Below are 24,128 nucleotides of genomic sequence, written 5' to 3'. Positions count from 1 at the left end.
GTAAGGAAGATGTTAGAAGTAAACAATCTATCCATCGTTTCAAGAAAACCGATTATTAATGAGTTTAGTTACCAATTTGATTTAGGATATTTATACGGACTAGTAGCGATTAACGGGGCAGGAAAAACTACTTTTTTTAGAACAATCACAGGCTTACTTCCTTTTAAAAAGGGTGAAATTAAAATTAAGGGTAAAGCAGTTTCTCAAAGTAAAAAAGAGATGTTTTATTTTGAATTATCTGAGTGGCTAGATAAAAATTTGTCAGGGAAAGATTATTTGAATTTTGTTAAAAAAGCTTGGAAGTCGCCTAAAGAATTAGCAGAGGTGATTGACTACTGGGACATGAGGGAATACATTCATTTACCAATAAAAAAGTATTCACTCGGGATGAAGCAAAGATTGATCATTGCGATGTATGTTGTGAGTGATGCTAAGTATTTGTTTATGGATGAGATTACAAGTGGCTTGGATGAAGTGAGTCGAAGAAAATTGTTTGAGCAACTTTCAAAAATGGTAAAAGAAGAGCATAAAATGATTATCATCTCTTCCCATTATAAAGAAGACATCATAAGTGAGTGTGACTATTGCATGAGCTTAGAATCTACTGTTATGGAGGTGCATTCCAATGGCATACTTTAAATTTCAGTTGAAGGGAATTTTGAAGAATAAATTTAATTATGTACCTGTGATTTTAGGTTTAGTATTAATTTTGGTTTGTTTGTTTTCTAATGCATCAAATTATGATAAGACAGGCTTAAGAGCTAATTTAATGACCTCTATAAAAGAAAATAAAGAAATGAGTATAAAACAGACAGAAGAGTTAAAAAAGGACTCAAATACAGAAGGAGAAATAAACAATCTAAGAAATGACCTTGAGTCTACTAAAAAAAGATTAAAACAAGAAGAAGATGTGATTAGTTACATGAATTCAGAAAATTGGCAGTCTACCTATGAGCGTTTATTAAAAATAAATGCTGAAGATAAGGAAATGTTTGAAAGTAGTAAAGAGGACTATCACGATGTTGAACAAGCAATAAAAAAAGAAAAAATGTATTATCAATATTTAAAAATACAGGATATGCCTTATCAAGATCCTGATTTTCCTACAAAGGGATTTACTTTTATGATGTGGTGTTTAAGTCATGTGTTGCCACTGATTGTTGTTATTTCAGTGATTTATATATTGACGCATGTCTACTCAAAAAAATTTTACGAACAAATTAATAAGTCTTCTCTTTTCCCGTACTCAAAAATGAAGAATATTAGTCAAAATTTATTATTAGGAATTGTTGTAGGAAGTAGTCTTTTCTTTATTTTTCTATTCTTCTCATTGGTTGTTTCAGGCTTGATATTTGGTTTTGGTTCAAGTGATTTTCCGATTCTGATGTATAACTTTTCTAAGGAAGAGTTTTATTATCAAGGACTTCAAACATTATATTTACCAAGTGTCACTTTATTTCTACTAGCGTTGGTGTTTTGTATCTTGTTAGTTTATTGGTTAAATTATGTTCTAAGAAACCAGTTAACAGCTCTCTTTATTTCTCTTATATTAATTGTTTCACCGATGTTGTTGATTTATGTAATACAGCCAATGAGTAAAATAGCTCACCTTTTACCAACGACTTATTTAAGTAGTTTGAGAAGTACAAGTGGTATGTTGAGTAGTTCGCTTAATAACGCCCAAGTTAACTTAGGCATGGGACTGCAGATAATGGTAATAAGCTGTATTTTAATGCTAGGATTGATAGTGGGAACTCAGTTTAAAATAAAGAAATACTAGATAAAAAAATGAGAATGACAGTCTCTTACGTCATCCTCATTTTTTATCTAATATTCTTTAAACCACTCCAACACACGGTTTCTCGCCATCTTATGATCCACAATAGGCAAAGGGTAATTAATACCAACCTCAAAATTCAACTCTTTCTGAAGTTCTATAGGTAATAGTGAAGGCTCGTGGCAATATTTACTAGGGAGTTGAGCTAATTCAGGAACAAATTTTTTAATAAATTCAGCCTGTTGATCAAATTTCTGCCCTTGTGTTGTAGGGTTAAAAATTCGGAAATATGGAACGGCATCTGTTCCGGTGGAGGCGGCCCATTGCCAACCACCAATATTACTCGCGGCATCATAATCAATGAGTTGCTCCGAAAAATAGCGTTCCCCTAGTCGCCAATCGATGAGTAAATCTTTTGTCAGAAATGAAGCTACTAGCATTCTTAAACGGTTATGCATCCAACCGGTTTCATTTAATTGTCTCATCGCTGCATCAATAATAGGAAATCCTGTTTGTCCATTTGTCCATTTTTCAAAGTTGATATTTTCTTGTTGCCAAGGTAGCTGTCGATACTTTTCTTTCAATTCTTCTTTATATTGATTTGGATGATAAAAATAAATCATATGATAAAAATCTCGCCAAGCAAGTTCCTTAATAAAGGTTTCTTTCCCATTACTATCAGGTAAATGTTGACAAGCTTGATAGATTTTACGAATAGAAATAGTACCAGTTGAAAGATAAGGAGATAAACGACTCGTACTGTCTAAAAAGGGAAAATCTCTTGTTGTGTCGTAACTATCTAAATATGCCATGATAAAGGTGTTTAATTGTTTGTTAGCAAGTTGTTCGCCTACGATATTTGAAAAATCAGTGTTTCTATTGGCTAATAACTCTTTTAGAGCTTGAGTTCCTAATAAAAAGTTATCCTCATGACAGATTAATTGATGAGAGTACTGTTTTAAATTAATTTTCTGAAAAGAACGTTTTGGTAATTGTCGCCACTGTTTATAATAAGGTGTAAACATTTTATATGGTGTTCCATCAGGTTTTTTGATTGTTTCGGCTTGATGAAGGTGGTTTTCCTCGAAATAATTAACTTGAATATTTTTTGATTCAAGAAAAGAAGTGATACTTAAGTCTCGTTTTTGTCCAAAGCCACGATTATCTAAATTGAAGAAAACTTTGGTAATGTCTGGATAAAGTTGTAGTAGTCTATCAAAGGCATCGGTGATTTCTCCTGTTAAGACATGAATAGTTAAGTTACTTTCTTTAGCGTTCGAGATAAAATGATCTAACGTTGAAAAGAAGTAATCATGACTGTGCGTTTTAGGATGTAGCTGTTGTTCGTTGATATGAAAAATACATAGCAGTTTATCGTTAGGAGATAAAGAGTTTAGAGCTTCTTGAAGAGCAGTGTTGTCTTCAAGTCGTAAGTCTTTTCTGAACCATAAAACATGAGTCGACATAAAAATCCTCCTTTTCTTTTATTGTAACAAAAATTAATTAATCTATAAAATCGCCAAGTTTATTTTTTATTGGTAAACTAGTAAAAAAGAGTGGGGGGAACTAATTTTGAACCAAATAGAAGCTAAACAACTAGAACAAATCAAAGCATACACTGAAAAAGTATTACTAAATGATAAAACGGGACATAATATGGATCATATTTATCGCGTAGTAAGATCTGCCGAGAAAATTCAAAAAATAGAAGGTGGTAACGTATTTATCGTTTTTTCGGGGGCATATCTCCATGATGTGATGGATGATAAATTAGTATCTGATGTCAGTCTTGCTAGGGAGTCGTTAACTGCTTTTCTGAATGAAATTGGTATTGATAGAAAAGATAGTCAGCATATTTTCGAAGTGATTGATCATGTTTCTTTTAGCCACCAATTAGAAAATCCAAATGAGGTTCTATCTTTAGAGGCAAAAATTGTTCAAGATGCGGACCGTCTTGATGCAATTGGAGCCATTGGAATCGGGCGAACTTTTTATTATGGAGGGCGAAAAGGACACGCGATGTATGATCCGGCTATTCCTGCTCGTAAAAATATGACAAAAGAAGATTACCGAATTAATCAAACTGTGATCAACCATTTTTATGAAAAATTATTCTTGTTAAAAGATATGATGCACACAGAGGCTGCCAAGAATTTAGCGGAGAAACGCCAACAATTGATGGAATTGTTTGTGGAAGATTTTATCTCTGATTGGGGAGAGTAACAAAAAAAGAGGATGCAGCATCCTCTTTTTTGTTTTCTATTTCCTCCAGTTGCTTGGAGCTAAACGCCTTTTTCATCACGCTTGTTAGTATGGATTCAAAAGGCAGCTTCTGCGGCAATTTCAAAAATGAAAATTAATTCGAAACCCGTGAATTATTTTTCATTTTTTCCAATTGCTTGAAGCTAAACGCCTTTTTCATCACGCTTGTTAGTATGGATTCAAAAGGCAGCTTCTGCGGCAATTTCAAAAATGAAAATTAATTCGAAACCCGTGAATTATTTTTCATTTTTTCCAATTGCTTGAAGCTAAACACCTTTTTCATCACGCTTGTTAGTATGGATTCAAAAGGCAGCTTCTGCGGCAATTTCAAAAATGAAAATTAATTCGAAACCCGTGAATTATTTTTCATTTTTTCCAATTGCTTGAAGCTAAACGCCTTTTTCATCACGCTTGTTTAGTCAGGAATAAAAAATCTGCTCCTGCGACAACTTCAGGAACAGCAATCAATCCCAAAAGCACGGATTGTTTGCTGTTCCTTCCAGTTGCTTAGAGCAAAACGATTTTTTATTCACTCTTATTTAACAGGGATCCAAATTTCTGTTACGTGGTTTTCTGACATTGGGTCTAAATCAAGTGGGTAGGATTCAAAATCGGGTAAGTTTCTTTGCTGATAAGACGTGCTAGGGAAGAAAGATTCATAAATTTCTTGATACGTCTCTCTAATAGCTTCTGGGACTTTTCCGACAGCTTTAAAAACAGCCCAATCTGTTTCAGGAAGGGTGATTGTTTCTAGTTCAGAATTAGTTGTTTCTTCACTACTTCTAACGCCGATGAAATAATCATAAGCCTCACCTTCACCAGGTAAACAAATACCAAGAACTGTGTTAGGTGTTGTGGCATCTTTCTCATTAATAACTTGATCAAAAAGAGTTGTATCGTTAAACCTATCCCAAAATTGTGGAATTTTTGCTTGTCCTTCATTAACAGTTGTGTAACTTTCTCTAATTCCTGTGACTAAAAAAGTAGCTTCTTTTGTCATGTAATAATTCATTTCATTTCCTCCTTTAATTTGAACTCGAATCGATAATTTGGGGAAAATTTTAAGGTTATCCCAATTTTTTCGAGCGTTAGAAGGAGAAGTTTGGAAACATTGTTGAAAGGCTCTGCTGTAGCTTTCAGATGATTGATAGCCGTACTTAAAAGCAATATCGATGATTTTCATATCTGTTTCTTTTAAATCGTATAAAGAGTGAGAGAGTTTTCTTTTTCTAATGTATTCACCTAAAGAAATACCAGCTAAAATAGAAAATATTTTTTGAAAATTATATTCTGACATTTGGGCCAAGCGTTCGATATCTTTCATATTGATTTCTGAGGATAAATGTTCCTCAATGTATTCTAAAACTGCAGCAAATTCATTCACTAATGGTTTCCGCCTTTCTCTCTTCTGAAGTAATCATAACTAAATTTATGATAAGGAAATGGATAATACTTGGCAAAAAAAGTCAGTCATAAAAAAGAGCTATCTTTCACTAAAACGGATGTGAAGGATAGCTCTTTTTTGAATTATTTACCTTCGAAAACTTTCTTTTCAGGTAATTCATAATCAGCAAGGTTTAACTCATCAGAAGCTAAGGCTTCTTTGAAATCATCGATGCTTAAATCAAGTTTTCTAGAAAGATCAAACACACTGTGTAAAACATCATGGAAGTACATAGAATTACCTTGTTCAAAGTAAGCTTTGTATTCTTTTGATGTATTACTATTGCCAGTTTCAGCTTGATATTTTTTAGCTTCTTCTAAATAGTAGTTGAAATGATTTTGAGTAAATTCAGCAAAGTGATTAAAGATGTTGATAGCTAACGTTAAATCGGCATGCCAAGTCGTGAAATTCTTCTTAGCTAAACCGCCTTGAACTTCGATTAAACTGAATTTTGCGTCACGTAAATATTGAGTAATCAACATTTCCATGTTTAAGCTAATACCAGTGTAAGAAATATTTTCAAATTTAAATTGTTTAAGATCTTCTAATTCTGCTAACAAACTTTCAGGGGTAAAATTGCGGTTCTCCATGCTTTTGTAAACTTTTTGTTGTTGAAACATGTTGTAGGCCTCCAATAATAGTATTTTTATACCTTTATTATAAACGATGTCAGAGAAAGTACCAATACAATTTATGATATTTTACACAAAAGTCGAGATAATAAGGTAGCCATTAAGAATAGTTAAGACAACCGTGATAATCCAAGCCGAAGCGGTTACCCACAAACGGTTGGTAAAGTCGCCCATTAATTTCTTTTGACTAGTAAAAATAGTCAAAGGAATAATCGAAATAGGTAGGGCTGCACTTAGAAAGACTTGTGAATAGATTAGTAATTTCTCTACAACTTCTTCAGAGTCTCCAAATAAAATAATCGCAATTACGACAGGAATGATGGCGAGAAGACGTGTGACTAAACGTCTAGCCCAAGTTGGAAGTCGTAATTTAATAAAACCTTCCATGATAATTTGCCCAGACAAGGTTCCTGTAATCGTTGAATTTTGACCAGAAGCCAGTAGAGCAACAGCAAACAGAACGCTAAGCACTGGTGAAGCAATCGCTCCTACGACAGTTGAGTCAGATAAGGCATGGTATAGAGAGCCCAGTGTTGTTAATGAGTCACCATGACCAAAAAATAATGTCGCTCCAAGTGTTAATAGTAAACAGTTAACAATAAAAGCGAAAAATAATTGAATATTAGAATCCCATTTAGCAAAGCGAATTGCTTCTTTTAGTTCAGCTTTATCTTCACGATCATACTGTCTTGATTGGACAATCGAAGAATGAAGGTACAAGTTATGAGGCATAACTGTCGCCCCTACAATTCCTAGAGCAAGAAGTAAGGCACCGTTATCAGTTAATACTTCTTTTCTAGGGATAAACCCTTGAAATAAGTCACTCATGTTGGGCTGTCCTAATATAACCTCGTACATGAAAATAACAAAAATAGTGGCAATTAAAGTCATGACAATTGCTTCGATTTTTCTAAAGCCAAGTTTTGCTAACATGAGGAGTAAAAAGACATCCAGAACAGTAATAAAGACTCCGAGTAGCAGAGGAAACCCGAATAAAAGATTTAAAGCAACTGCACTCCCGATTACCTCAGCAATATCTGTTGCCATAATAGCAAGTTCGTTCATGATCCAAAGGAAAATCCCCATTTTTTTATTTGTGTGAACGCGTGTTGCTTGGGCTAAATCCATTCCTGTGACAATACCTAATTTCGCTGACATGTACTGTAGCATCATGGCAATGATATTAGAAATTAAGATAACAGATAAGAGTAAATACCCGTATTGCGCCCCACCAGCAATGGAGGTTACCCAATTACCTGGGTCCATGTAACCAACAGCAACCAGAGCTCCTGGACCAGAATAGGCGAGTAATTTCCTTAAAAAACTTGCATTTTTTGGGACGGAAACGGTATTGTTTATTTCGGGTAAGCTTAAACCATTAAGCTTATCAGTAAGTAAATTTTGGTGTTTATTCATATAAAGACACTTCCTTTTTAGGTGTACCTAAATTATGCTTTTAAATAAACAAAAAAGCAAGAGAATTGTTTTAAGAAGCTGAATTGTATATAGTTAAAGAGAGATAAATGAAAAGGAGTGGGACGCATGTTTCAAGAAGAAAATGGGCGATTTTATTTAAATGAAGATGGAAAAATGGTGGCTGAAATTACTTGGGAGACAGTAATGGATGATGTTATTGAGGTAAATCATACTTTTGTTGATCCGAGTCAAAGAGGTAAAGGATTGGCAGAAAAATTAGTTTTAGAAATTATAAAAAAAGCCCGAAATGAAAACATCAAAATTATTCCAACTTGTTCTTATGTTGTGAAGTATTTTGAAACACACTTAGAGTATCAAGATTTACTTAAAAAATAACAAAAAAAGACTGCCCGAAGACAGCCTTAGCCTAAAATATGATGAATGAACACCACAGTTTATGATTATAAGGGATTCATTTAAATAAAACAACCGTATTTTATGTGGAACAAAAACAAAAAAGTGATTTTTGAATGAAATAGTGTTGTTAATGGGCAGAAAAACAGATAGTAAAAGTCAGTAGAAGCAAGCTTTTTGCTTCTTTTTTTGTTTTTCTTAAATAAGACTTTGAATTGTGTTATAATATTGAGGACTATATGTAAAAATGGGTGTCATTTTGCCCATAATAATCGAGGAGGTTTACAAATGGAGGATAAAAAAACGTTTTATATCACAACCCCCATTTATTATCCAAGTGGAAAATTGCACATTGGTAGTTCATACACAACAATTGCCTGTGACGCAATGGCTCGCTACAAACGCTTGAAAGGCTTTGATGTGTTTTATCTAACTGGTTTAGATGAGCATGGTCAAAAAATTGAACAAAAAGCAGAACAATTAGGGATTGAACCCAAAGAATATGTTGACGATATGGCAACAGATGTTAAAAAATTATGGAACTTACTAGACATTGATTACAACAAATTTATTCGTACAACAGACGAAAGTCATATGCAAACAGTGAAGAAAATCTTCCAACAATTGTTAGACCAAGGTGATATTTACTTAGGCGAATATGAAGGTTGGTATTCAGTATCTGATGAAGAGTACTTTACTGAAAACCAATTAGCTGAAGTTTACCGTAATGCAGATGGTAAAGTAATCGGCGGAAAAGCACCAAGTGGACACGAAGTAGAGCTTGTTAAAGAGCAAAGTTACTTCTTCCGTATGAGCAAATATGCGGACCGTTTATTAGAATACTACGATGCTCATCCTGATTTTATTGAGCCTGTTTCTCGTAAAAACGAAATGGTTAATAACTTTATTAAACCTGGTTTAGGTGATTTAGCAGTTAGTCGTACGTCATTCTCATGGGGAATTCCAGTTGATGCTGATCCAAAACATGTAGTTTACGTGTGGATTGATGCGTTATCAAACTATATTTCAGCCTTAGGTTATGGTACTGAAGATGATAGTAACTTTAAAAAATATTGGCCAGCTGACGTCCATATGGTTGGAAAAGAAATTGTCCGTTTCCATACAATCTATTGGCCAATTATGTTAATGGCCCTAGATTTACCATTACCAAAACAGATTTTTGCTCACGGTTGGTTAGTAATGAACGACGGTAAGATGTCTAAATCAAAAGGTAACGTTGTTTACCCAGAAATGTTAGTTAAACGCTATGGTTTAGATGCTTTACGTTATTATTTAATGCGCGCTATTCCATTTGGTTCAGATGGCGTCTTTACACCTGAAGACTTTGTGGCTCGTGTAAACTACGATTTAGCCAATGACTTAGGAAACCTATTAAATCGTACGATTGCGATGATTAATAAATATTGTGAGGGAAATATCCCGTCATATGCATCACAAGTGACTGAATTTGATAGTGAATTATCAACAACAGCTGCTGATATTATCGGTAAATATAATAAAGCAATGGAAAAAATGGAATTTAACGTGGCGTTAGGCGAAATTTGGAAATTAATTTCTCGCGCTAATAAATATATAGATGAGACTGAGCCTTGGGTGTTAGCAAGAGATCCTGAGAGAAAAGCTGAATTAAACAGTGTCATGGTCCATTTAGCTGAAAGTTTACGTATTGCAGCGATTCTATTACAACCTGTCTTAACAGAAGCGCCAAAAGAAATTTTACGCCAGTTAGGCTTAGGTGAAGAAACTTTATCTATGTTAGATATTCGTTTCGGTGATTTTCCTAAAAATACAAAAGTTATTAGTAAAGGAACACCAATCTTCCCACGTCTAGACATGGAAGTGGAAGTGGCTTACATTAAAGAGCAAATGGCTCAAACAACGAATGTGAAAGAAGAAGAAGTCTTCAATCCAGAAGAAACAGAACTTGTTTCATCTAAAGAAGAACAAATTAAATATGAAGACTTTGATAAAGTTGAATTAAAAGTAGCAGAAGTCATTGATTGCCGTAAAGTGAAGGGTGCCGATAAACTACTTCAATTCCGTTTAGATGCAGGGGACAAAGGTCACCGTCAAATTCTTTCAGGAATTGCAGAATTTTATCCAGAACCAACTGAACTTGTTGGTAAAAAAGTCGTGATTGTTGCTAACCTAAAACCTCGTAAAATGCGCGGTGAAATTAGTCAAGGGATGATTTTATCAGCTGAAAATGCGGATGGTAAATTATATGTTGTGGAAGCACCAAAATGTGCTGAAAATGGCGCGATTATTGCCTAATTAAAAAAACGATTGAAAGGAAGCGTTAGTTCTTTCAGTCGTTTTCTTTTGTGTTAAAATGAAGAAGATTGGAGTGAGAAAAAATGATTTTTGATACTCATACTCATTTAAATGTAGAAGCTTTTGAATCAGAAATTCCAGAAGTGATTGAGCGAGCACGTGAACTTGGTGTGACTGAAATGGCTGTTGTGGGCTTTGATACCCCAACAATTGAAAAGTCTTTAGAATTAAGTCATACCTATGAAGATATTTATAGCATTATTGGGTGGCATCCAACAGAAGCGGGTAGTTATTCAAAAGAAATAGAAACTAAATTACAACATCAATTAGAAACGCCAAAAGTTGTGGCACTAGGTGAAATTGGTTTAGATTACTACTGGATGGAAGATCCCAAAGAAGTTCAGGATAAAATTTTTAGAAGACAAATTGCGATTGCTAAAGAAATGAACTTACCGATTAGTATTCACACGAGAGATGCTATTGAGGATACTTATAAAATACTAAAAGAAGAAAAAATCCATAATATTGGCGGGATTATGCATAGTTTTAGTGGTGACGGTGAATGGGCAAAACGCTTTTTAGATTTAGGAATGCACATTTCTTTTAGTGGTGTGGTGACCTTTAAGAAAGCTTTTGAAGTTCATGAAGCAGCAACCGTTGTACCAATGGATAAGTTATTGGTTGAAACCGATGCTCCTTACTTAGCGCCGATGCCTTATCGTGGTAAACGAAATGAACCAGGGTATACGCGTTATGTGGCAGAAAAAATCGCTGAGTTGAGAAATATTCCTTTTGAAGAGGTAGCACAGGTGACAAGAGAAAATGCCCATCGTTTATTTAGGATTGGTGAATAATGACAAAAAAAATAAGAATAGAAGAAATTATTGTTGTGGAAGGAAAATCTGATACCAAGCGAATCCAACAGGTAGTCGATGCTGACACAATTGAAACGAATGGTTCAGCTTTAAGTCAAGAAACCTTACAAAAGATAGAACATGCAGAAAAAGTGCGAGGCGTCATTGTTTTTACTGATCCAGACTTTTCCGGTGAGAAAATTAGAAAACAAATTGCAGAAATTGTACCGACAGCTAAACATGCCTTTATTTCTCGGAAAAAAGGAGAACCTCAAAAAAAGGGGAACAGTTTAGGTGTGGAGCATGCGAGTAATGAAACGATCATTGATGCACTGAAAAATGTCTCAACGCCAACTGTTGAATTATTTGAATCAGAGATAGAAACAGAAGATTTAATTCGTTTTGGCTTAATTGCAGGACCTCACGCTAAAGTTAGAAGAGAATTATTAGGAGAAAAACTAAATATTGGCTACACTAATGGGAAGCAATTGAAAAAACGGTTGAAGATGTTCCATATTGAAAAAGAGATTTTTACAAAAGCGATGAAAGAAATTTTAGAGGGTGAAAAAAATGAGTGAATATAAGGATATTGCAACACCAAGTAGAACCAAAGAAATACTAAAAAAATACGGTTTTTCATTTAAAAAAAGTTTAGGTCAAAACTTTTTAACAGAACCAAATATTTTAAGAAATATCGCAGCTGCAGCTGAATTAACAGATCAAGACCATATTATTGAAGTTGGTCCTGGGATTGGTGCACTAACGGAACACTTAGCACGTTCTAATGGGGAAGTTTTAGCCTTTGAAATTGACCAACGCTTAATTGAAGTGCTAGATGATACCATGAGTATTTATGATAATGTGACCGTTATTAACGAAGACGTGTTGAAAGCTGACATTGAAACGGTAGCAAGAGAGACGTTTTCAACAGATGGTGGAATTAAAGTGGTGGCAAACTTACCTTACTACATCACGACACCGATTATGATGCACTTATTAATGTCTAATTTAGATATTGAAACAATGGTTGTGATGATGCAAAAAGAAGTGGCAGACCGAATTGCGGCTGTACCTAGTACAAAAGCATATGGTTCATTATCAATTGCTGTTCAATATTACATGGAAGCAGAATTAGCGTTTATTGTTCCTAAGACAGCGTTTATTCCACAACCTAATATTGATTCAGCGATCATTAAATTAACGAAGAGAACAACGCCAATTGTGGAAGTGACAGATGAAAAATTCTTCTTCAAATTAACGAAATCAGCTTTTATGCAACGTAGAAAAACTTTGTGGAACAACTTAATAAGTTTCTTTGGTAAAGATGAAGCGACTAAAGCGTGGTTAGAAAAATCCTTAGCAGAATGCGAGATTGATCCAAAGCGTCGCGGGGAAACTTTAAGTATACAAGAATTTGGAAACCTATCAAACAGCTTAATTGCGAATAAAGAAGCCTAGTTCATAAACAATGTTCGTTGACAAAAGTCTGTTCAATCGTTATCATAGTTGAAAAAGATGTTGGAGATGAATGTAAATGAAAAAAAATTCAGTTCAATCATTAACTTACGCAGCACTGTTAATTGCGTTAGGGATTATGATACCGATGGTTATGCCAGTCAGGATTGTGTTAGGTCCTGCGTCATATACTTTAGCAAGTCACGTACCAGTATTTTTAGCAATGTTCGTGTCTCCTACAGTAGCTGTGTTAGTTGCTTTAGGGACAGCCTTTGGTTTTTTCTTAACGACGCCTTTTATTATTGCAATGAGAGCTTTATCTCATGTGATTTTTGCGTTTTTAGGGGCGCTTTTCTTATCGAAGAGACCAAATATTATCAGCTCGCCTAAAAAAATGATCGCGTTTAATGTGGTGATTGGGTTAATTCATGCGATTTGTGAAACCTTAGTTGTGACGATCTTCTTTATGAATGGTAGGTTATCAGCAGAAACTTATACATCAGGATTCTTCATTAGTGTGTTTGTCTTTGTTGGAATTGGTGGCTTTATCCATAGCTTAGTTGACTTCACCATAGCGTTTACGATTGCAGAAAAAATTGGGACGAAGTTTAAGCTACCTGTTTACTTAGCGGCTAAACAGAGAGATAAAAGAGGCGTTTAGTTGTGAAGTTGTTGAGGGACTGCCGCTTGAATCTGGACTAAACAATCTAACATAGAATAAAAAAGCTTGATCCTTTTACTTCTAGGATCAAGCTTTTAATTTTCACTTAATTGGTTAATAAAAAGTGAAAAGAGGGAATAAGTTTAATTAACGAATAACTTCTTCTGTTTCAGCGTCAAAGAAGTGGCTCTTATTTAAGTTGAAAGCAAGTTCAATTTGTTCACCTGGAACGTAAGCAGAACGAGCATCTACTTTAGAGATAAATTCAGTTTGACCTGTACGAGTGTAAAGCATTGTTTCAGCGCCTAATAATTCAGATACGACTACTTCAGAAGTCACAACGCTATGTGGTGACGCATCTTTTACGATTGGCTCACTGTGGATATCTTCAGGACGAATACCAAAGACAACTTTTTTACCAGCGTAACCTTTTTCTTTAAGAACTTTAAATTTACCTTCAGGAACTTGAAGGCGTAAATCAGCATCGTCTGTCATGTAACCATCTTCGCCTAAAGTAACGTTGAATAAGTTCATTGCAGGTGATCCAATGAAGCCCGCAACGAAAACGTTGTTAGGTGTATCATATACTTCTTTTGGTGTTCCGATTTGTTGGATGAAACCATCTTTCATAATAACGATACGGTCAGCCATTGTCATCGCTTCTGTTTGGTCATGGGTAACGTAGATCGTTGTTGTTTCTAAACGACGGTGTAATTTAGCGATTTCAGCACGCATTGCCACACGTAATTTAGCATCTAAGTTTGATAAAGGCTCATCCATTAAGAACACTTTAGCATCACGAACGATGGCACGACCTAAAGCCACACGTTGTCTTTGTCCACCTGATAAAGCGGCAGGTTTACGTTGTAAGTATTCAGTTAATCCTAAAATATCAGCAGCATTATCCACACGTTTTTGGATTTCAGCTTTGTCATATTTACGAAGTTTTAAACCAAATGCCATGTTATCAAAAACAGTCATATGTGGATATAGTGCGTAGTTTTGGAAAACCATGGCGATATCACGGTCTTTAGGAGCAACATCATTAACCATGCGGTCTCCAATCCATAATTCACCTTCTGAAATATCTTCAAGACCAGCAACCATACGTAATGTTGTTGATTTACCACAGCCTGATGGCCCAACAAAAACGATGAATTCTTGATCTTGAATATCTAAGTTAAAGTCTGTTACTGAATAATTTGGGTTACCATCATATTTTTTATGTATATGTTTTAATGCGATTTCTACCATGTCGAGTTTCCTTCTTTCGATTCATTTGTTACATAGAGTATAATAGAAAATGTAATACGCTTACAATGTTAAAAGTGACCAATCATTTATGTCAAAATGACTAAAAAATAAATAAGGAGTGTTATTATGAAAATAGCGTTAATTGCTCATGATAAAAAGAAAGAAGATTTGATTCAAATTACCCAGAAGTATGAAGCTATTCTAAATCAGCATGAATTATTTGCGACAGGGACAACAGGAACAAAAATAATGGAGAGAACTAAGTTGAGTATTCATTGTTTCAAATCAGGGCCTTTAGGCGGAGATCAACAAATTGGTGCGAAAGTTTCAGAAGGTGAGATGGACATGATTATCTTTTTAAGAGATCCATTAACAGCGCAACCTCATGAACCAGATGTGAACGCGTTGATTCGTCTGAGTGACGTCTACGAAGTTCCTTTAGCAACAAATAAAAGTACAGCAATTTTATTATTTAAAGAACTCCAAAATTTGGCGGAAAATTGACCGTCATCCCCTTTATTGTAATCCCTCAAAAATGTGATATAGTTCTTAGTGTAAAATGAAACAGAGTAGGAAATAAAGCGTCAAGTGCCAGTGGGATGGGATGTAGCTCACTGGACGAAAAGTGCTAGAGGAGCACTTGCGACATTATTTTCGCATTCGCTGCATAATGGATGTAGCAACTCTATCTAAAAAAGGAGATGCTAGAATGGAAAAACAAGTTTTTACAACGAAGACAATTGCTTTGATGGGGGTGTTAATGGCTCTGCGCATTGTGTTGTCGCAATTTTTATCAATTACAACGGGATTTGTTAAGATTAGCTTTTTCTTTATTCCAGTGGTGATTATGGCCATTTTATTTGGTCCAATCGTAGCTGGTAGTGCGAATGCTTTATGTGATTTTATCGGAGCGATGCTTTTCCCGGCAGGTGGTGCATACTTCCCAGGATTTACATTGACTGCCTTTTTAGCAGGGATCATCTATAGTAGCTTTTACCACAAAAAAGATCTGACATTAACTCGTATTATTTTAGTAAATGTTATTGTAACATTTCTTTTAAGTCTGCCACTTAATACATTATGGTTATATATGATGCAAGGGAACGCTGTGTTTGGCTTTTTACCTGCTCGTATTATCAGTTCAAGTATTATGTGTGTGATTCAAGTGTTTATCACCTATTCAATGGTGAATATTAGAGTGTTTCAAAAACAAATTGTTAAATTTAGCGTTTAATTAAAAAAGGGATTCTGACATATAAAATGTTAGAATCTCTTTTTTTTAGCTGCTTGGAGTAAAACAGCCTTTTTCATCACGCTTGTTTAGTATGGATTCAAAAGGCAACTCCTGCGGCAACTTCAAAAAATAAAATTAATTCAAAAAGCACGAATTATTTTTATTTTCCTCCAGTTGCTTGGAGCTGAACGCCTTTTTCATCACGCTTGTTAGTATGGATTCAAAAGGCAACTCCTGCGGCAACTTCAAAAAATAAAATTAATTCAAAAAGCACGAATTATTTTTATTTTCCTCCAGTTGCTTGGAGCTGAACGCCTTTTTCATCACGCTTGTTGTTTAGTGGCGGCGATGGTTATTTCTCTTATGGTGACTTCTTGTGGCATTTCGTAAATGAAGGCAATCGCTTCGGCTACTTTTTCTGGATCCAAAGTTAAACCGCCCATACTTTCTTTCCAAGCAATATAATCAGCGTGAGACTGTTGATTAGTCACGTGACTTAAAAGCTCTGTCTCAGCAGCTCCTGGTGAGATAAGCGAGATTCGGACATTGCTATCGGCTACTTCTTGGCGAATGGTTTCTGTTAGTCCGTGAACCCCGAATTTACTTGCAACATAAGCCGTATGATCAGTGAATGCTTTAAAACCAGCGATTGAAGAAACGTTAATGATTGTTCCGTGATTTCTTTTAGTCATCTGACTTAAAACAGCTTTCATCCCGTTTAAAACGCCTAAAACATTCGTCTGAAGCATTGTTTCCCACTCTGTTTCTTCTTGGCTCATAATATTTCCTAAGAGCATGACACCAGCGTTATTAACTAGTAAGTCTGTCGATCCGTATATAGCTTCAGCTTTACTAATCGCTTGTCGAAACGCTTCTTTATTAACGACGTCTACTTGTTCAATCATGACATTTTCAAAATTCAGAGGAAGTTCCTCGATCTTTTCAATCCGGCGAGCGAGTAACAACATAGGATATCCTTTTGAATTAAATAGTTGAGCCGCCTTAGCACCGAATCCTGAGCTGGCTCCTGTAATGACGATTAATGGTTTAGTTGACATTTTTAACACACATCCTTATTATTTATAGAAACTAATAGAAGCATAAACCTTGGAGCTAACTTCAAGGCAAGAGAAAAGAGGAAAAAAATGTATACCATAGGAGAAGTGGCAAAAATCACAAATATCTCAACAGATACATTACGCTATTATGACAAAAATGGTTTGCTTCCTTTTGTTAAAAGAAATGAATCTGGTTACCGTGAATTTAGTGAGACGGATTTAAAATATTTAGAAGTGATTCAGTGTTTGAAATTATCAGATGTTCCCGTTAAAGAAATTGGGCAATTTGTAGAATGGACTATGTTGGGTGACACTACTTTAAAACAAAGGAAGGTTTTTTTCTCTGAAAAAGAGCATGCTTTACAGGGAAAAATTAAATCTTTAGAAATGATGCTTGCTTTTTTAAAGTGGAAGAAATGGTACTATGAGACAGCTTGCGAAGCTCAAACTGAATCGATCCATTTTAAAGAGGGGACAAGATCCTTGAACCCAGAGGTCTTAAAACAGTATAATAGCAACCAAAGTGAAGAAAAGTGGCGAGTGAGTGATACGCCACATCATTATAAAAAGTAACTATTAGGAGGAATTTTTTTATGAAGAAATATGAACATATCATTTTTGATTTAGATAATACATTATTAAATTTCAGTTTATCGGAGCATCACGCTTTAAAAGCAATGTTTACAAAGTATGGTGTGATTTTTAATGAGGAAACATTTGCTGAATATAAAGAGATTAACCATGAATTATGGACAAAATTAGAAGAGGGACGAATAAAAAAAGAAACCGTCTTAGAAACAAGATTTGCTAAATTTTTTGCTTTAAAAGGTCTTCAAGTTGATGGGAAAGTGGCAGACGATGAGTATCGAACTTTTCTGGAAAATCGCAATGACGTTATGGATGGGACCGTTGAGTTATTAAAACAGCTTAAAGCGGATGGTTATAGTATTTATGCTGGAACAAACGGTGTCGGACGAACACAGAGGAAACGTCTAAAAAATGCAGATATAAGTGAATTTTTCACAGAGTTGTACATTTCAGAAGAGGTAGGGTTTGAAAAGCCTGACATGCGTTTTTTTGAAGCGATTTTTATTCAAGAACAGATAAAAGATTTAAGTAAAGTTTTGATGGTAGGAGACAGCTTAACCTCTGATATAAAAGGTTCTAATCGAGTAGGGATTGATTCTATCTGGATAAATAACTTTAATGAATCGGTTGGAGATGATAAACCTACTTTTATATGTACTAATTTAAAACAAATAGAAAATATATTAAATAATTAGTGAATTGTAACCAAAATCACATACTTTTGTGTTATAATACAGGTGTAGAAATTAAACAAGAAGGAGTGGTTTAATGAAGCAACTGATTATGAAACAAGGTGAGACTAGTATTCGAGAAACAACAACTGTTGTGAATCGAAAAGGTAAGGAAGAATATACTGTTATAATATCCTCAGAAAAAGACACTCCTAAAATAACTGTGAAAACGATTGGAAAAGAAATTGTCGCCGTTGTTAAGGAAGTAGAGATGGGGGCAGAAGAAAAATACATAATTGAAGTTGATAATGAGGTGGTATTTAATGTAGAAAAAGAAATGCTAACTCATGGATCAAATTATATAGTTGAAAGCAAAGAAATGCATACTGAAGGCTATTTATCAAAAATGTCATTTGAGATAATGTTAGGCTATCGTAAAGTAGCTAAAGTAAGAAAAAGATGGATAGCAACAGAAGATTCATACGAGCTAACTATTTTTGAACCTGAGAATGAACTTTCTCTAGTTGCATTGCTTTCTTTATTAGATTTTGTGAATTTCAGCACTGTTTCTTGAAAATAATAACAGTTAATCTTTTAAAATGGCTAATATTTGTATAATAAAACAGGAATATTTTTCACAATCACTACTAGTGTAAAAGGCATTAACCAAGAGGACGCTTGGTTAATGCCTTTTATTATTTTTTAAGAATGTTTAAACTGAGCGTGGTAAAGGGTGTAATAAAAACCATTCTTTATTTGGAGTAATTCTTCATGGGTACCAATCTCTACAACACTTCCCTGATCCATGACCATGATTTTATCTGCTTCTCTAATAGTAGATAAACGATGAGCGATAATAAAGCTTGTTTTATTTTTCATCATTTTCAAAAAAGCTGCTTGGATATTTTGCTCCGTCAAGGTATCAATAGAGCTAGTTGCTTCATCTAAAATTAACATGTGTGGTTGGCTAATCATTGTTCTAGCAATGGTTAGTAATTGTTTTTGACCATCAGAAATACTTAGTCCACGTTGACCTAGATGAGTATTAAACTTATCAGGTAAGGTATCAATAAAATGATAAATAGCAGCTTCTTTACACGCAGAGATAACTAGCTCTTCAGTGGCATGCTGATTACCAAAGGTGAGATTATCCCATATCGTTCCATCAAAGAGCCACGTTTCTTGAAGAACCATCCCGAAAGATTGCCTCAATTTGTCCCGCGGAATATCTTGAATGAGCCTACCGTCAATCGAAATACTTCCTTGATTCACGTCATAAAAACGCATTAACAAATTAACTAAAGTCGATTTTCCTGCTCCCGTTTTCCCGACGATCGCTACAGTTTCACCAGGCTCAACAATTAAATTAAAATCCTCAATTAATGGTTGATTCTCTAAGTAAGAGAAATAAACATGATCAAAAACAATTTTCCCAGAATGTATGGAAAAGGAGGAATCAGTGGTAGTATCTGATGGTTCCTCTTGTTGATCGATTAAACTAAAAATTCGGTCTAAGCCTGCAATGGCTGTTTGGATTTGAGTTGTAATGCCAGAAAGTTCGATAAAAGGTTTGGAGAACTGACTCGAATAAATAATAAAACTGGTGATAATTCCAATAGTCATTGTTTCAGGAGACTTAATCACGAAGATTCCACCAATAACGCCAATCATCAAATACCCTAAATGATCAATAAAACGAGATAATGGATTTGTTAGAGAAGAGATAAATTGAGCTCTTTCTCCAACGTGTTGTAATTGTTGATTCAATCCTTCAAAGTTCTCTTGAGACGTATCTTCAAATTGAAATGCTTTAATGACTTTTTGTTGTTGAATCGTTTCTGATAAGAAGCCAGAAATTTCTCCAACTTTTTTTTGTTGCTCAGCGAAATTTTTTTGGCTTTTTTTAGCGACCACCCAGTTAACTAAGAAAATAAAACTTGTAGAAAGAAGAACAACACAAGTTAAGATAGGACTTAGTTTCAACATGCTGATTAAAGAAATGATAACAATTGTCATGCCTGAAAAAACATTGTTAAAAATGGCAGCACAGGCTTCTGAAATGTAATCTAAATCATTCGTAAATCGGCTCATAATGTCACCGTGTGCTGTCTGATCGTAGTATCGGAGTGGTAACTTATTAAGGTGACTAAAGGTATCTTTTCTTAATTTAGCAACAGAAAAATAAGCAACATGATTACCTAATGTTTGGATAAACCACTGAGAAAAAGCTGTAATTGCTGTAATCGCTAATAAAAGAATCACGATATGCGACAATTCTTTTAACCTAACTTGGTGAATTCCAACCATTGTATCCACCGACTTACCAATAAAATACGTGGTTGTGACAACAGAAAGACCGTTAAGAATTCCAAAAATAGTAGCTAAAATAATTTCTTTTTTAAAAGTAGTTAAATAATCAAAAAAACGTCGAGGGCTGTGAATAGAAAAACTTTTTCTACGCATGTTTAGAAGACCTCCTTTTCTGCTTGAGAATGGACAATTTGTTGATAGATAGGAGATTCTTTCAATAGAGACTCATGTGAACCGAACCCAACTTGCTGTCCCTCATCTAAGACCAAAAGAGCTGTGGCATCTTTAACAGATGAGACGCGTTGAGAAATGATGATCACTGTTGTTTCCTTAAAGTTCTCTTTCAAGGCTTTTCTAATCAAAAGGTCGGTTTGGTAATCTAAGGCACTTAAACAATCATCCATAATGAGTAAATCTGGTTTTTTAATTAAGGCACGGGCGATACTTAATCGTTGCTTTTGCCCACCAGAAAAATTTTGACCTTGAGCTAATACTTCAGCATCTAATTTTTTAGGTAACGAATCGACAAAATCTGAGCATTGAGCCATCTCTAAGGCTTCTAAACAGTCTGCATCTGTAGCATTAGGATTTCCAATGAGCAAGTTGCTACGAATCGTTCCGCTAAACAAGGAACTCTTTTGAGGGACAATGGCAATATGATCTCGTAACGAACCTGTTTCATAAGTTGTAATATCTTGCCCATTAACTAAGAGTGTCCCTTTAGTAGGAGCATAAAAATAAGGGATTAGCTGAATAAGAGTGCTTTTACCGCTACCAGTTGGACCAATAATACCAAGAGTCTCATTTTTAGCTAGGGTAAAATTAAGATGTTTAAGAACATCCCCACTTTTTTCAGTGTATCTAAAGGACACATTATTAAAACTTACTAATTGGTTGTTTTTCCATGGTGTATAGATTGTTGCTTTTTGACTCGTCTCAATAGTAGGTGTTGTTTCCAAAATTTCATTCACTCGATCTGCAGAAGCAAAAGCACGTGTGAAAATAACAACTAGATTTGAGACCACTACAAGTGCGAGTAACATCTGGGTCATATAATTAATCAAGGCCAAAATTTGACCGGATTGTAAATGACCTAAATTAACATTAATTCCACCAAAATATAAAATAGAAACAATGGCTAAGTTCATGATAAGAATGGTACTTGGCGAAAGTAATGCAGAAAGATTGGTTACATTTTTATAAGCTGTGGCTAAATCATCACTGACCTCTCCAAATTCATCGATTTCTTTTTCTTTTTTAGCAAAGGCGCGAATCACTCGAACCCCACTTAAATTTTCACTAATTGTCGCATTCAAATAGTCAATTTTTTGTTGAACTTTTTTATATAAGGGCACGGTTTTTTTCATGATAAAAAATAAAATAATGGAAAAAATAGGAATCGTTAGTAAAAAGATAAGCCCCATTTTGGCATCAATATAAAAAGCCATCATGATGGAACCGATACTAAGAAACGGCGCTCGGATAACCAAACGAATCAACATAGCAAGAGCCAGTTGTAGTTGATTAATATCGCTTGTTGATCGGGTAATCAGAGTAGAAGAACCAAATATATCAAGCTCGTGATGGGAGAACTGATTGATTTTTTTCATGACAGCGTTTCGAAGTTCTGTTCCAAATCCTTGTGAGGCAATGGAAGCGTAATATTGACAAATCATGACACAAACTAAACCAATAACTGACATAAGAAGCATATAAATCCCCATTTTTATGGTGTATTGTGTGTCTTGTTGGCTAATGCCTTGGTCAATTAATTTTGCCATGTAAAAGGGAAGAAATAATTCGAGAATGGCTTCAAGTAATTTGAAGAAGGGGCCTAAAATAAGCTGTTTTTTATACTTACTAGCATAATGTAAAAGTGAAATCATAGAAGCATCCTTTCTGAAATTTTTTATAACTAGTCATATTGTACGCCAGAGTACCTTTTTTTAAAAGGAAGTGCCTTAGCTTAATTTATAAAAAAACAGATTGGTCGCATAACCAAAAGTTATACAATCAATCTGTGAAAAAATATTAAAGATACGTTTCAATTACCTCAAGCCACTCTTGTTCGTTATTAATAATTTGCCCGTTTAGTTTAATTAAGCCGGCAGTATATAAATTAACGTAAGGAAATTGAGATTCAGCGACGTCATTAAGTGCTGTAATTTTTTGCTTGTTTGTTGCTCCCTGTTGTCTAGAATCAGTGAATAAACCAAGGACAGGGATACCTGCTTGATAAGCCACACCAATTTCTGAAGCCACACCAACGTCAATACTCGCACCATCTAAAACAGCAACGACTAATTTGCTATTTAACAAAGCATCAGTATCATATTTAGCAATCATCATTGAATCAGCATAACTTTCCTTATCATTAATATCACCTTGTTCTTGAGGAACATAAATTTGTTCATTTGGGTATTTTTTACGAATGTTACTTACAAGGTAGTCGTTATATCTGCGTTCCATATCTGAAAAAAGTGGGCTAGCAAAGTAAATTTGTTTTGTCATAGTAAAACTCCTAACTGTTACATGATTATGTATAGCTTAGCTCAAACTGTAATAATTTGTAAAGAGATTGTTACAAAGAGTGGGTGCTCTTCTTGTATAATTAGTGAAGAATTAAATTGGACGGTATAAATGAAAGGTGTTGTCGTTGTTGAAAGTAAAAGGGTTATCCGTAATGCTTTTATCTGTTGTGGCTTTGTCAGTGTCACCAGTTCTATCTTTAGCTGCATCTAGCGAAGAAGCAGTCAAAAAAGAAAGCACTGTGATCAGTAATAAAATAGATAAAGCACTAGAATCAGTTAACGTAAAATATCAAGAAGTAGAAACTTTAAAATCAGAAGTCTCTGAAACTGAAGCGACTATTAAAGATACAGAAAAAAATATAGAAAAAACAGAAGCAAGTATTACTAAAAGAACAGAAGCGATGGCTGGACGTATGCAAAACATCCAATCAAATGGTTCATCTTTCAATTTAGTAGATGCCTTGTTATCTTCTGAAAATATCTCAGATTTCTTCAACCGTGCGTATGCTATGACAGTTTTACAAGGTGCTGAAAAATCTAAAGTTGATTCACTAGCTGAAGATAAAGAAAAGTTAGATGAATTAAAAACAAGTTTGGAAGAAAATCAAACAACGTTGACTGAAAAACAAACGTCAATGGAACAAGAAGCAAGCACTTTAGAAAAAGATGTGTCATCTTTAAAAACAGAACTAAGTAATAATCAAGCCGCATTAGAGAAATTATCTAATGAACGAGTGGTTAAAGAAGCGCAAGCCAAGAAAGCGGCAGCAGAAGTAGCTAACCGTAAAGAAATCGAAGCAAGTGCTGCTAAGAAACAACAAACACAAACTAATACATCTTCTAGTGAAGTAAAAGAAAATAATACTTCAGAAACAACAGAAGAGTCAGTCAATATAACACCACCAACGACACCAGAACAACCAACTAAACCAAGTACTGGTGGCGGTAACTCAATGCAAATGGAAGCAACAGGTTATTCATATACACAACCTGGTTTAAGCTACTTTACAGCAACTGGTATTGATTTACGTAAAAATTCTCGTGTGATTGCGGTTGATCCAAATACAATCCCATTAGGATCTGTGGTTGAAGTATCAGGTTACGGAATTGCCGTAGCAGGAGATACTGGTGGCGATATTAAAGGTAATCGTATTGATTTACACTTTAATACCATTGAAGAATGTCGTCAATTTGGACGTCAAACAGTTAGTGTTACAGTTAAATAATATTATTAGAACAAGACTGATAGCGATTAGTCTTGTTTTTTTATTT

24 protein-coding genes and 1 riboswitch are annotated in these 24,128 nt (G+C 34.7%); of the genes, 15 read left to right on the top strand and 9 right to left on the bottom strand.

The features are described from left to right. Window positions 1-9 precede the first annotated feature (9 nt). Together G7082_RS04030 and G7082_RS04025 are read left to right on the top strand one after the other, a co-directional pair. Window positions 10-639 (top strand): ATP-binding cassette domain-containing protein, encoded by a 630-nt coding sequence (locus G7082_RS04030; protein WP_166033939.1) that lies wholly within the window; start codon window positions 10-12, stop codon window positions 637-639. Further along, a complete protein-coding gene (locus G7082_RS04025; protein ID WP_166033938.1) occupies window positions 626-1,780 on the top strand; it encodes a hypothetical protein in 1,155 nt (384 codons plus the stop codon). The genes G7082_RS04030 and G7082_RS04025 overlap by 14 nt, the downstream gene beginning before the upstream one ends. A gap of 47 nt (window positions 1,781-1,827) precedes the next feature. Here G7082_RS04025 and G7082_RS04020 read toward each other — a convergent pair whose 3' ends face one another. Continuing rightward, a complete protein-coding gene (locus G7082_RS04020) occupies window positions 1,828-3,243 on the bottom strand; it encodes a cryptochrome/photolyase family protein (protein ID WP_166033937.1) in 1,416 nt (471 codons plus the stop codon). Between the two features lie 106 nt (window positions 3,244-3,349). Between G7082_RS04020 and G7082_RS04015 the strand changes: the two genes are divergently transcribed. Then, on the top strand, window positions 3,350-4,000 hold the full coding sequence (locus G7082_RS04015; RefSeq protein WP_166033936.1) for an HD domain-containing protein: 651 nt from the start codon (window positions 3,350-3,352) through the stop codon (window positions 3,998-4,000). A 574-nt stretch (window positions 4,001-4,574) separates the two neighbouring features. On the opposite strand, the gene G7082_RS04010 is transcribed toward G7082_RS04015, so the two are convergent. The 3 genes from G7082_RS04010 to G7082_RS04000 all read right to left on the bottom strand — a co-directional run bounded on the left by G7082_RS04010 (window position 4,575) and on the right by G7082_RS04000 (window position 7,531). Beyond that, entirely contained in the window at window positions 4,575-5,423 is an 849-nt protein-coding gene (locus G7082_RS04010) for an AraC family transcriptional regulator (RefSeq protein WP_166033935.1), read from the bottom strand. A gap of 143 nt (window positions 5,424-5,566) precedes the next feature. Continuing rightward, complete coding sequence (locus G7082_RS04005) at window positions 5,567-6,103, bottom strand: hypothetical protein (protein ID WP_166033934.1); 537 nt, start codon at window positions 6,101-6,103, stop codon at window positions 5,567-5,569. Between the two features lie 81 nt (window positions 6,104-6,184). Continuing rightward, complete coding sequence (locus G7082_RS04000) at window positions 6,185-7,531, bottom strand: Nramp family divalent metal transporter (RefSeq protein WP_166033933.1); 1,347 nt, start codon at window positions 7,529-7,531, stop codon at window positions 6,185-6,187. Between the two features lie 126 nt (window positions 7,532-7,657). Here G7082_RS04000 and G7082_RS03995 point away from each other — a divergent pair, with 126 nt between their 5' ends. From G7082_RS03995 to G7082_RS03970, 6 genes are all read left to right on the top strand, one after another. Continuing rightward, window positions 7,658-7,927, top strand: coding sequence for a GNAT family N-acetyltransferase (locus G7082_RS03995; RefSeq protein ID WP_166033932.1), 270 nt, complete (start codon window positions 7,658-7,660; stop codon window positions 7,925-7,927). Window positions 7,928-8,233: 306 nt separating this feature from the next. After that, on the top strand, window positions 8,234-10,240 hold the full coding sequence (gene metG / locus G7082_RS03990) for a methionine--tRNA ligase (protein WP_166033931.1): 2,007 nt from the start codon (window positions 8,234-8,236) through the stop codon (window positions 10,238-10,240). A gap of 83 nt (window positions 10,241-10,323) precedes the next feature. Beyond that, window positions 10,324-11,094: a TatD family hydrolase gene (locus G7082_RS03985; RefSeq protein ID WP_166033930.1), complete on the top strand. Its 771-nt coding sequence runs from the start codon at window positions 10,324-10,326 to the stop codon at window positions 11,092-11,094. After that, a complete protein-coding gene (gene rnmV / locus G7082_RS03980; RefSeq protein ID WP_166033929.1) occupies window positions 11,094-11,672 on the top strand; it encodes a ribonuclease M5 in 579 nt (192 codons plus the stop codon). Before G7082_RS03985 ends, rnmV begins: the two co-directional genes overlap by 1 nt. After that, window positions 11,665-12,552, top strand: coding sequence for a 16S rRNA (adenine(1518)-N(6)/adenine(1519)-N(6))-dimethyltransferase RsmA (rsmA, locus tag G7082_RS03975; RefSeq protein ID WP_166033928.1), 888 nt, complete (start codon window positions 11,665-11,667; stop codon window positions 12,550-12,552). The genes rnmV and rsmA overlap by 8 nt, the downstream gene beginning before the upstream one ends. 76 nt (window positions 12,553-12,628) lie before the next feature. Further along, window positions 12,629-13,210 carry a hypothetical protein gene (locus G7082_RS03970; protein ID WP_166033927.1) on the top strand — a complete coding sequence of 194 codons (582 nt, stop codon included), beginning with the start codon at window positions 12,629-12,631 and terminating at the stop codon, window positions 13,208-13,210. A gap of 147 nt (window positions 13,211-13,357) precedes the next feature. Here G7082_RS03970 and G7082_RS03965 read toward each other — a convergent pair whose 3' ends face one another. Continuing rightward, entirely contained in the window at window positions 13,358-14,464 is a 1,107-nt protein-coding gene (locus G7082_RS03965) for an ABC transporter ATP-binding protein (RefSeq protein ID WP_166033926.1), read from the bottom strand. Window positions 14,465-14,590: 126 nt separating this feature from the next. Between G7082_RS03965 and G7082_RS03960 the strand changes: the two genes are divergently transcribed. After that, the gene (locus tag G7082_RS03960) at window positions 14,591-14,968 is read left to right on the top strand and encodes a methylglyoxal synthase (protein ID WP_166033925.1); all 378 of its coding nucleotides are present in this window, start codon (window positions 14,591-14,593) and stop codon (window positions 14,966-14,968) included. A 59-nt stretch (window positions 14,969-15,027) separates the two neighbouring features. Further along, window positions 15,028-15,132: riboswitch (THF riboswitch) on the top strand. 41 nt (window positions 15,133-15,173) lie between these two features. After that, on the top strand, window positions 15,174-15,698 hold the full coding sequence (locus G7082_RS03955) for a folate family ECF transporter S component (RefSeq protein ID WP_166033924.1): 525 nt from the start codon (window positions 15,174-15,176) through the stop codon (window positions 15,696-15,698). 323 nt (window positions 15,699-16,021) lie between these two features. Here G7082_RS03955 and G7082_RS03950 read toward each other — a convergent pair whose 3' ends face one another. Beyond that, window positions 16,022-16,756 (bottom strand): SDR family oxidoreductase, encoded by a 735-nt coding sequence (locus G7082_RS03950; RefSeq protein WP_166033923.1) that lies wholly within the window; start codon window positions 16,754-16,756, stop codon window positions 16,022-16,024. 87 nt (window positions 16,757-16,843) lie between these two features. Between G7082_RS03950 and G7082_RS03945 the strand changes: the two genes are divergently transcribed. From G7082_RS03945 to G7082_RS03935, 3 genes are all read left to right on the top strand, one after another. Then, on the top strand, window positions 16,844-17,329 hold the full coding sequence (locus tag G7082_RS03945) for a MerR family transcriptional regulator (RefSeq protein WP_166033922.1): 486 nt from the start codon (window positions 16,844-16,846) through the stop codon (window positions 17,327-17,329). A gap of 20 nt (window positions 17,330-17,349) precedes the next feature. After that, the gene (locus G7082_RS03940; RefSeq protein ID WP_166033921.1) at window positions 17,350-18,039 is read left to right on the top strand and encodes a YjjG family noncanonical pyrimidine nucleotidase; all 690 of its coding nucleotides are present in this window, start codon (window positions 17,350-17,352) and stop codon (window positions 18,037-18,039) included. Window positions 18,040-18,112: 73 nt separating this feature from the next. Continuing rightward, window positions 18,113-18,589 (top strand): LURP-one-related family protein, encoded by a 477-nt coding sequence (locus G7082_RS03935; protein ID WP_166033920.1) that lies wholly within the window; start codon window positions 18,113-18,115, stop codon window positions 18,587-18,589. A gap of 128 nt (window positions 18,590-18,717) precedes the next feature. Here the strand turns inward: G7082_RS03935 and G7082_RS03930 are convergent, their stop codons facing one another. From G7082_RS03930 to G7082_RS03920, 3 genes are all read right to left on the bottom strand, one after another. Next, window positions 18,718-20,478: an ABC transporter ATP-binding protein gene (locus G7082_RS03930; protein WP_166033919.1), complete on the bottom strand. Its 1,761-nt coding sequence runs from the start codon at window positions 20,476-20,478 to the stop codon at window positions 18,718-18,720. A 2-nt stretch (window positions 20,479-20,480) separates the two neighbouring features. Beyond that, window positions 20,481-22,211 (bottom strand): ABC transporter ATP-binding protein, encoded by a 1,731-nt coding sequence (locus tag G7082_RS03925; RefSeq protein WP_166033918.1) that lies wholly within the window; start codon window positions 22,209-22,211, stop codon window positions 20,481-20,483. A gap of 145 nt (window positions 22,212-22,356) precedes the next feature. Further along, entirely contained in the window at window positions 22,357-22,836 is a 480-nt protein-coding gene (locus G7082_RS03920; RefSeq protein ID WP_166033917.1) for a nucleoside 2-deoxyribosyltransferase, read from the bottom strand. Between the two features lie 145 nt (window positions 22,837-22,981). Between G7082_RS03920 and G7082_RS15100 the strand changes: the two genes are divergently transcribed. After that, window positions 22,982-24,082: a 3D domain-containing protein gene (locus G7082_RS15100; protein WP_166033916.1), complete on the top strand. Its 1,101-nt coding sequence runs from the start codon at window positions 22,982-22,984 to the stop codon at window positions 24,080-24,082. The last annotated feature ends 46 nt before the right edge of the window (window positions 24,083-24,128 follow it).

The organism is Vagococcus hydrophili, assembly GCF_011304195.1.
Taxonomy (GTDB): Bacteria; Bacillota; Bacilli; order Lactobacillales; family Vagococcaceae; genus Vagococcus; species Vagococcus hydrophili.
Note: the sequence above shows the minus strand (reverse complement) of the source record. Positions and strands in the feature narration are given on the sequence as shown.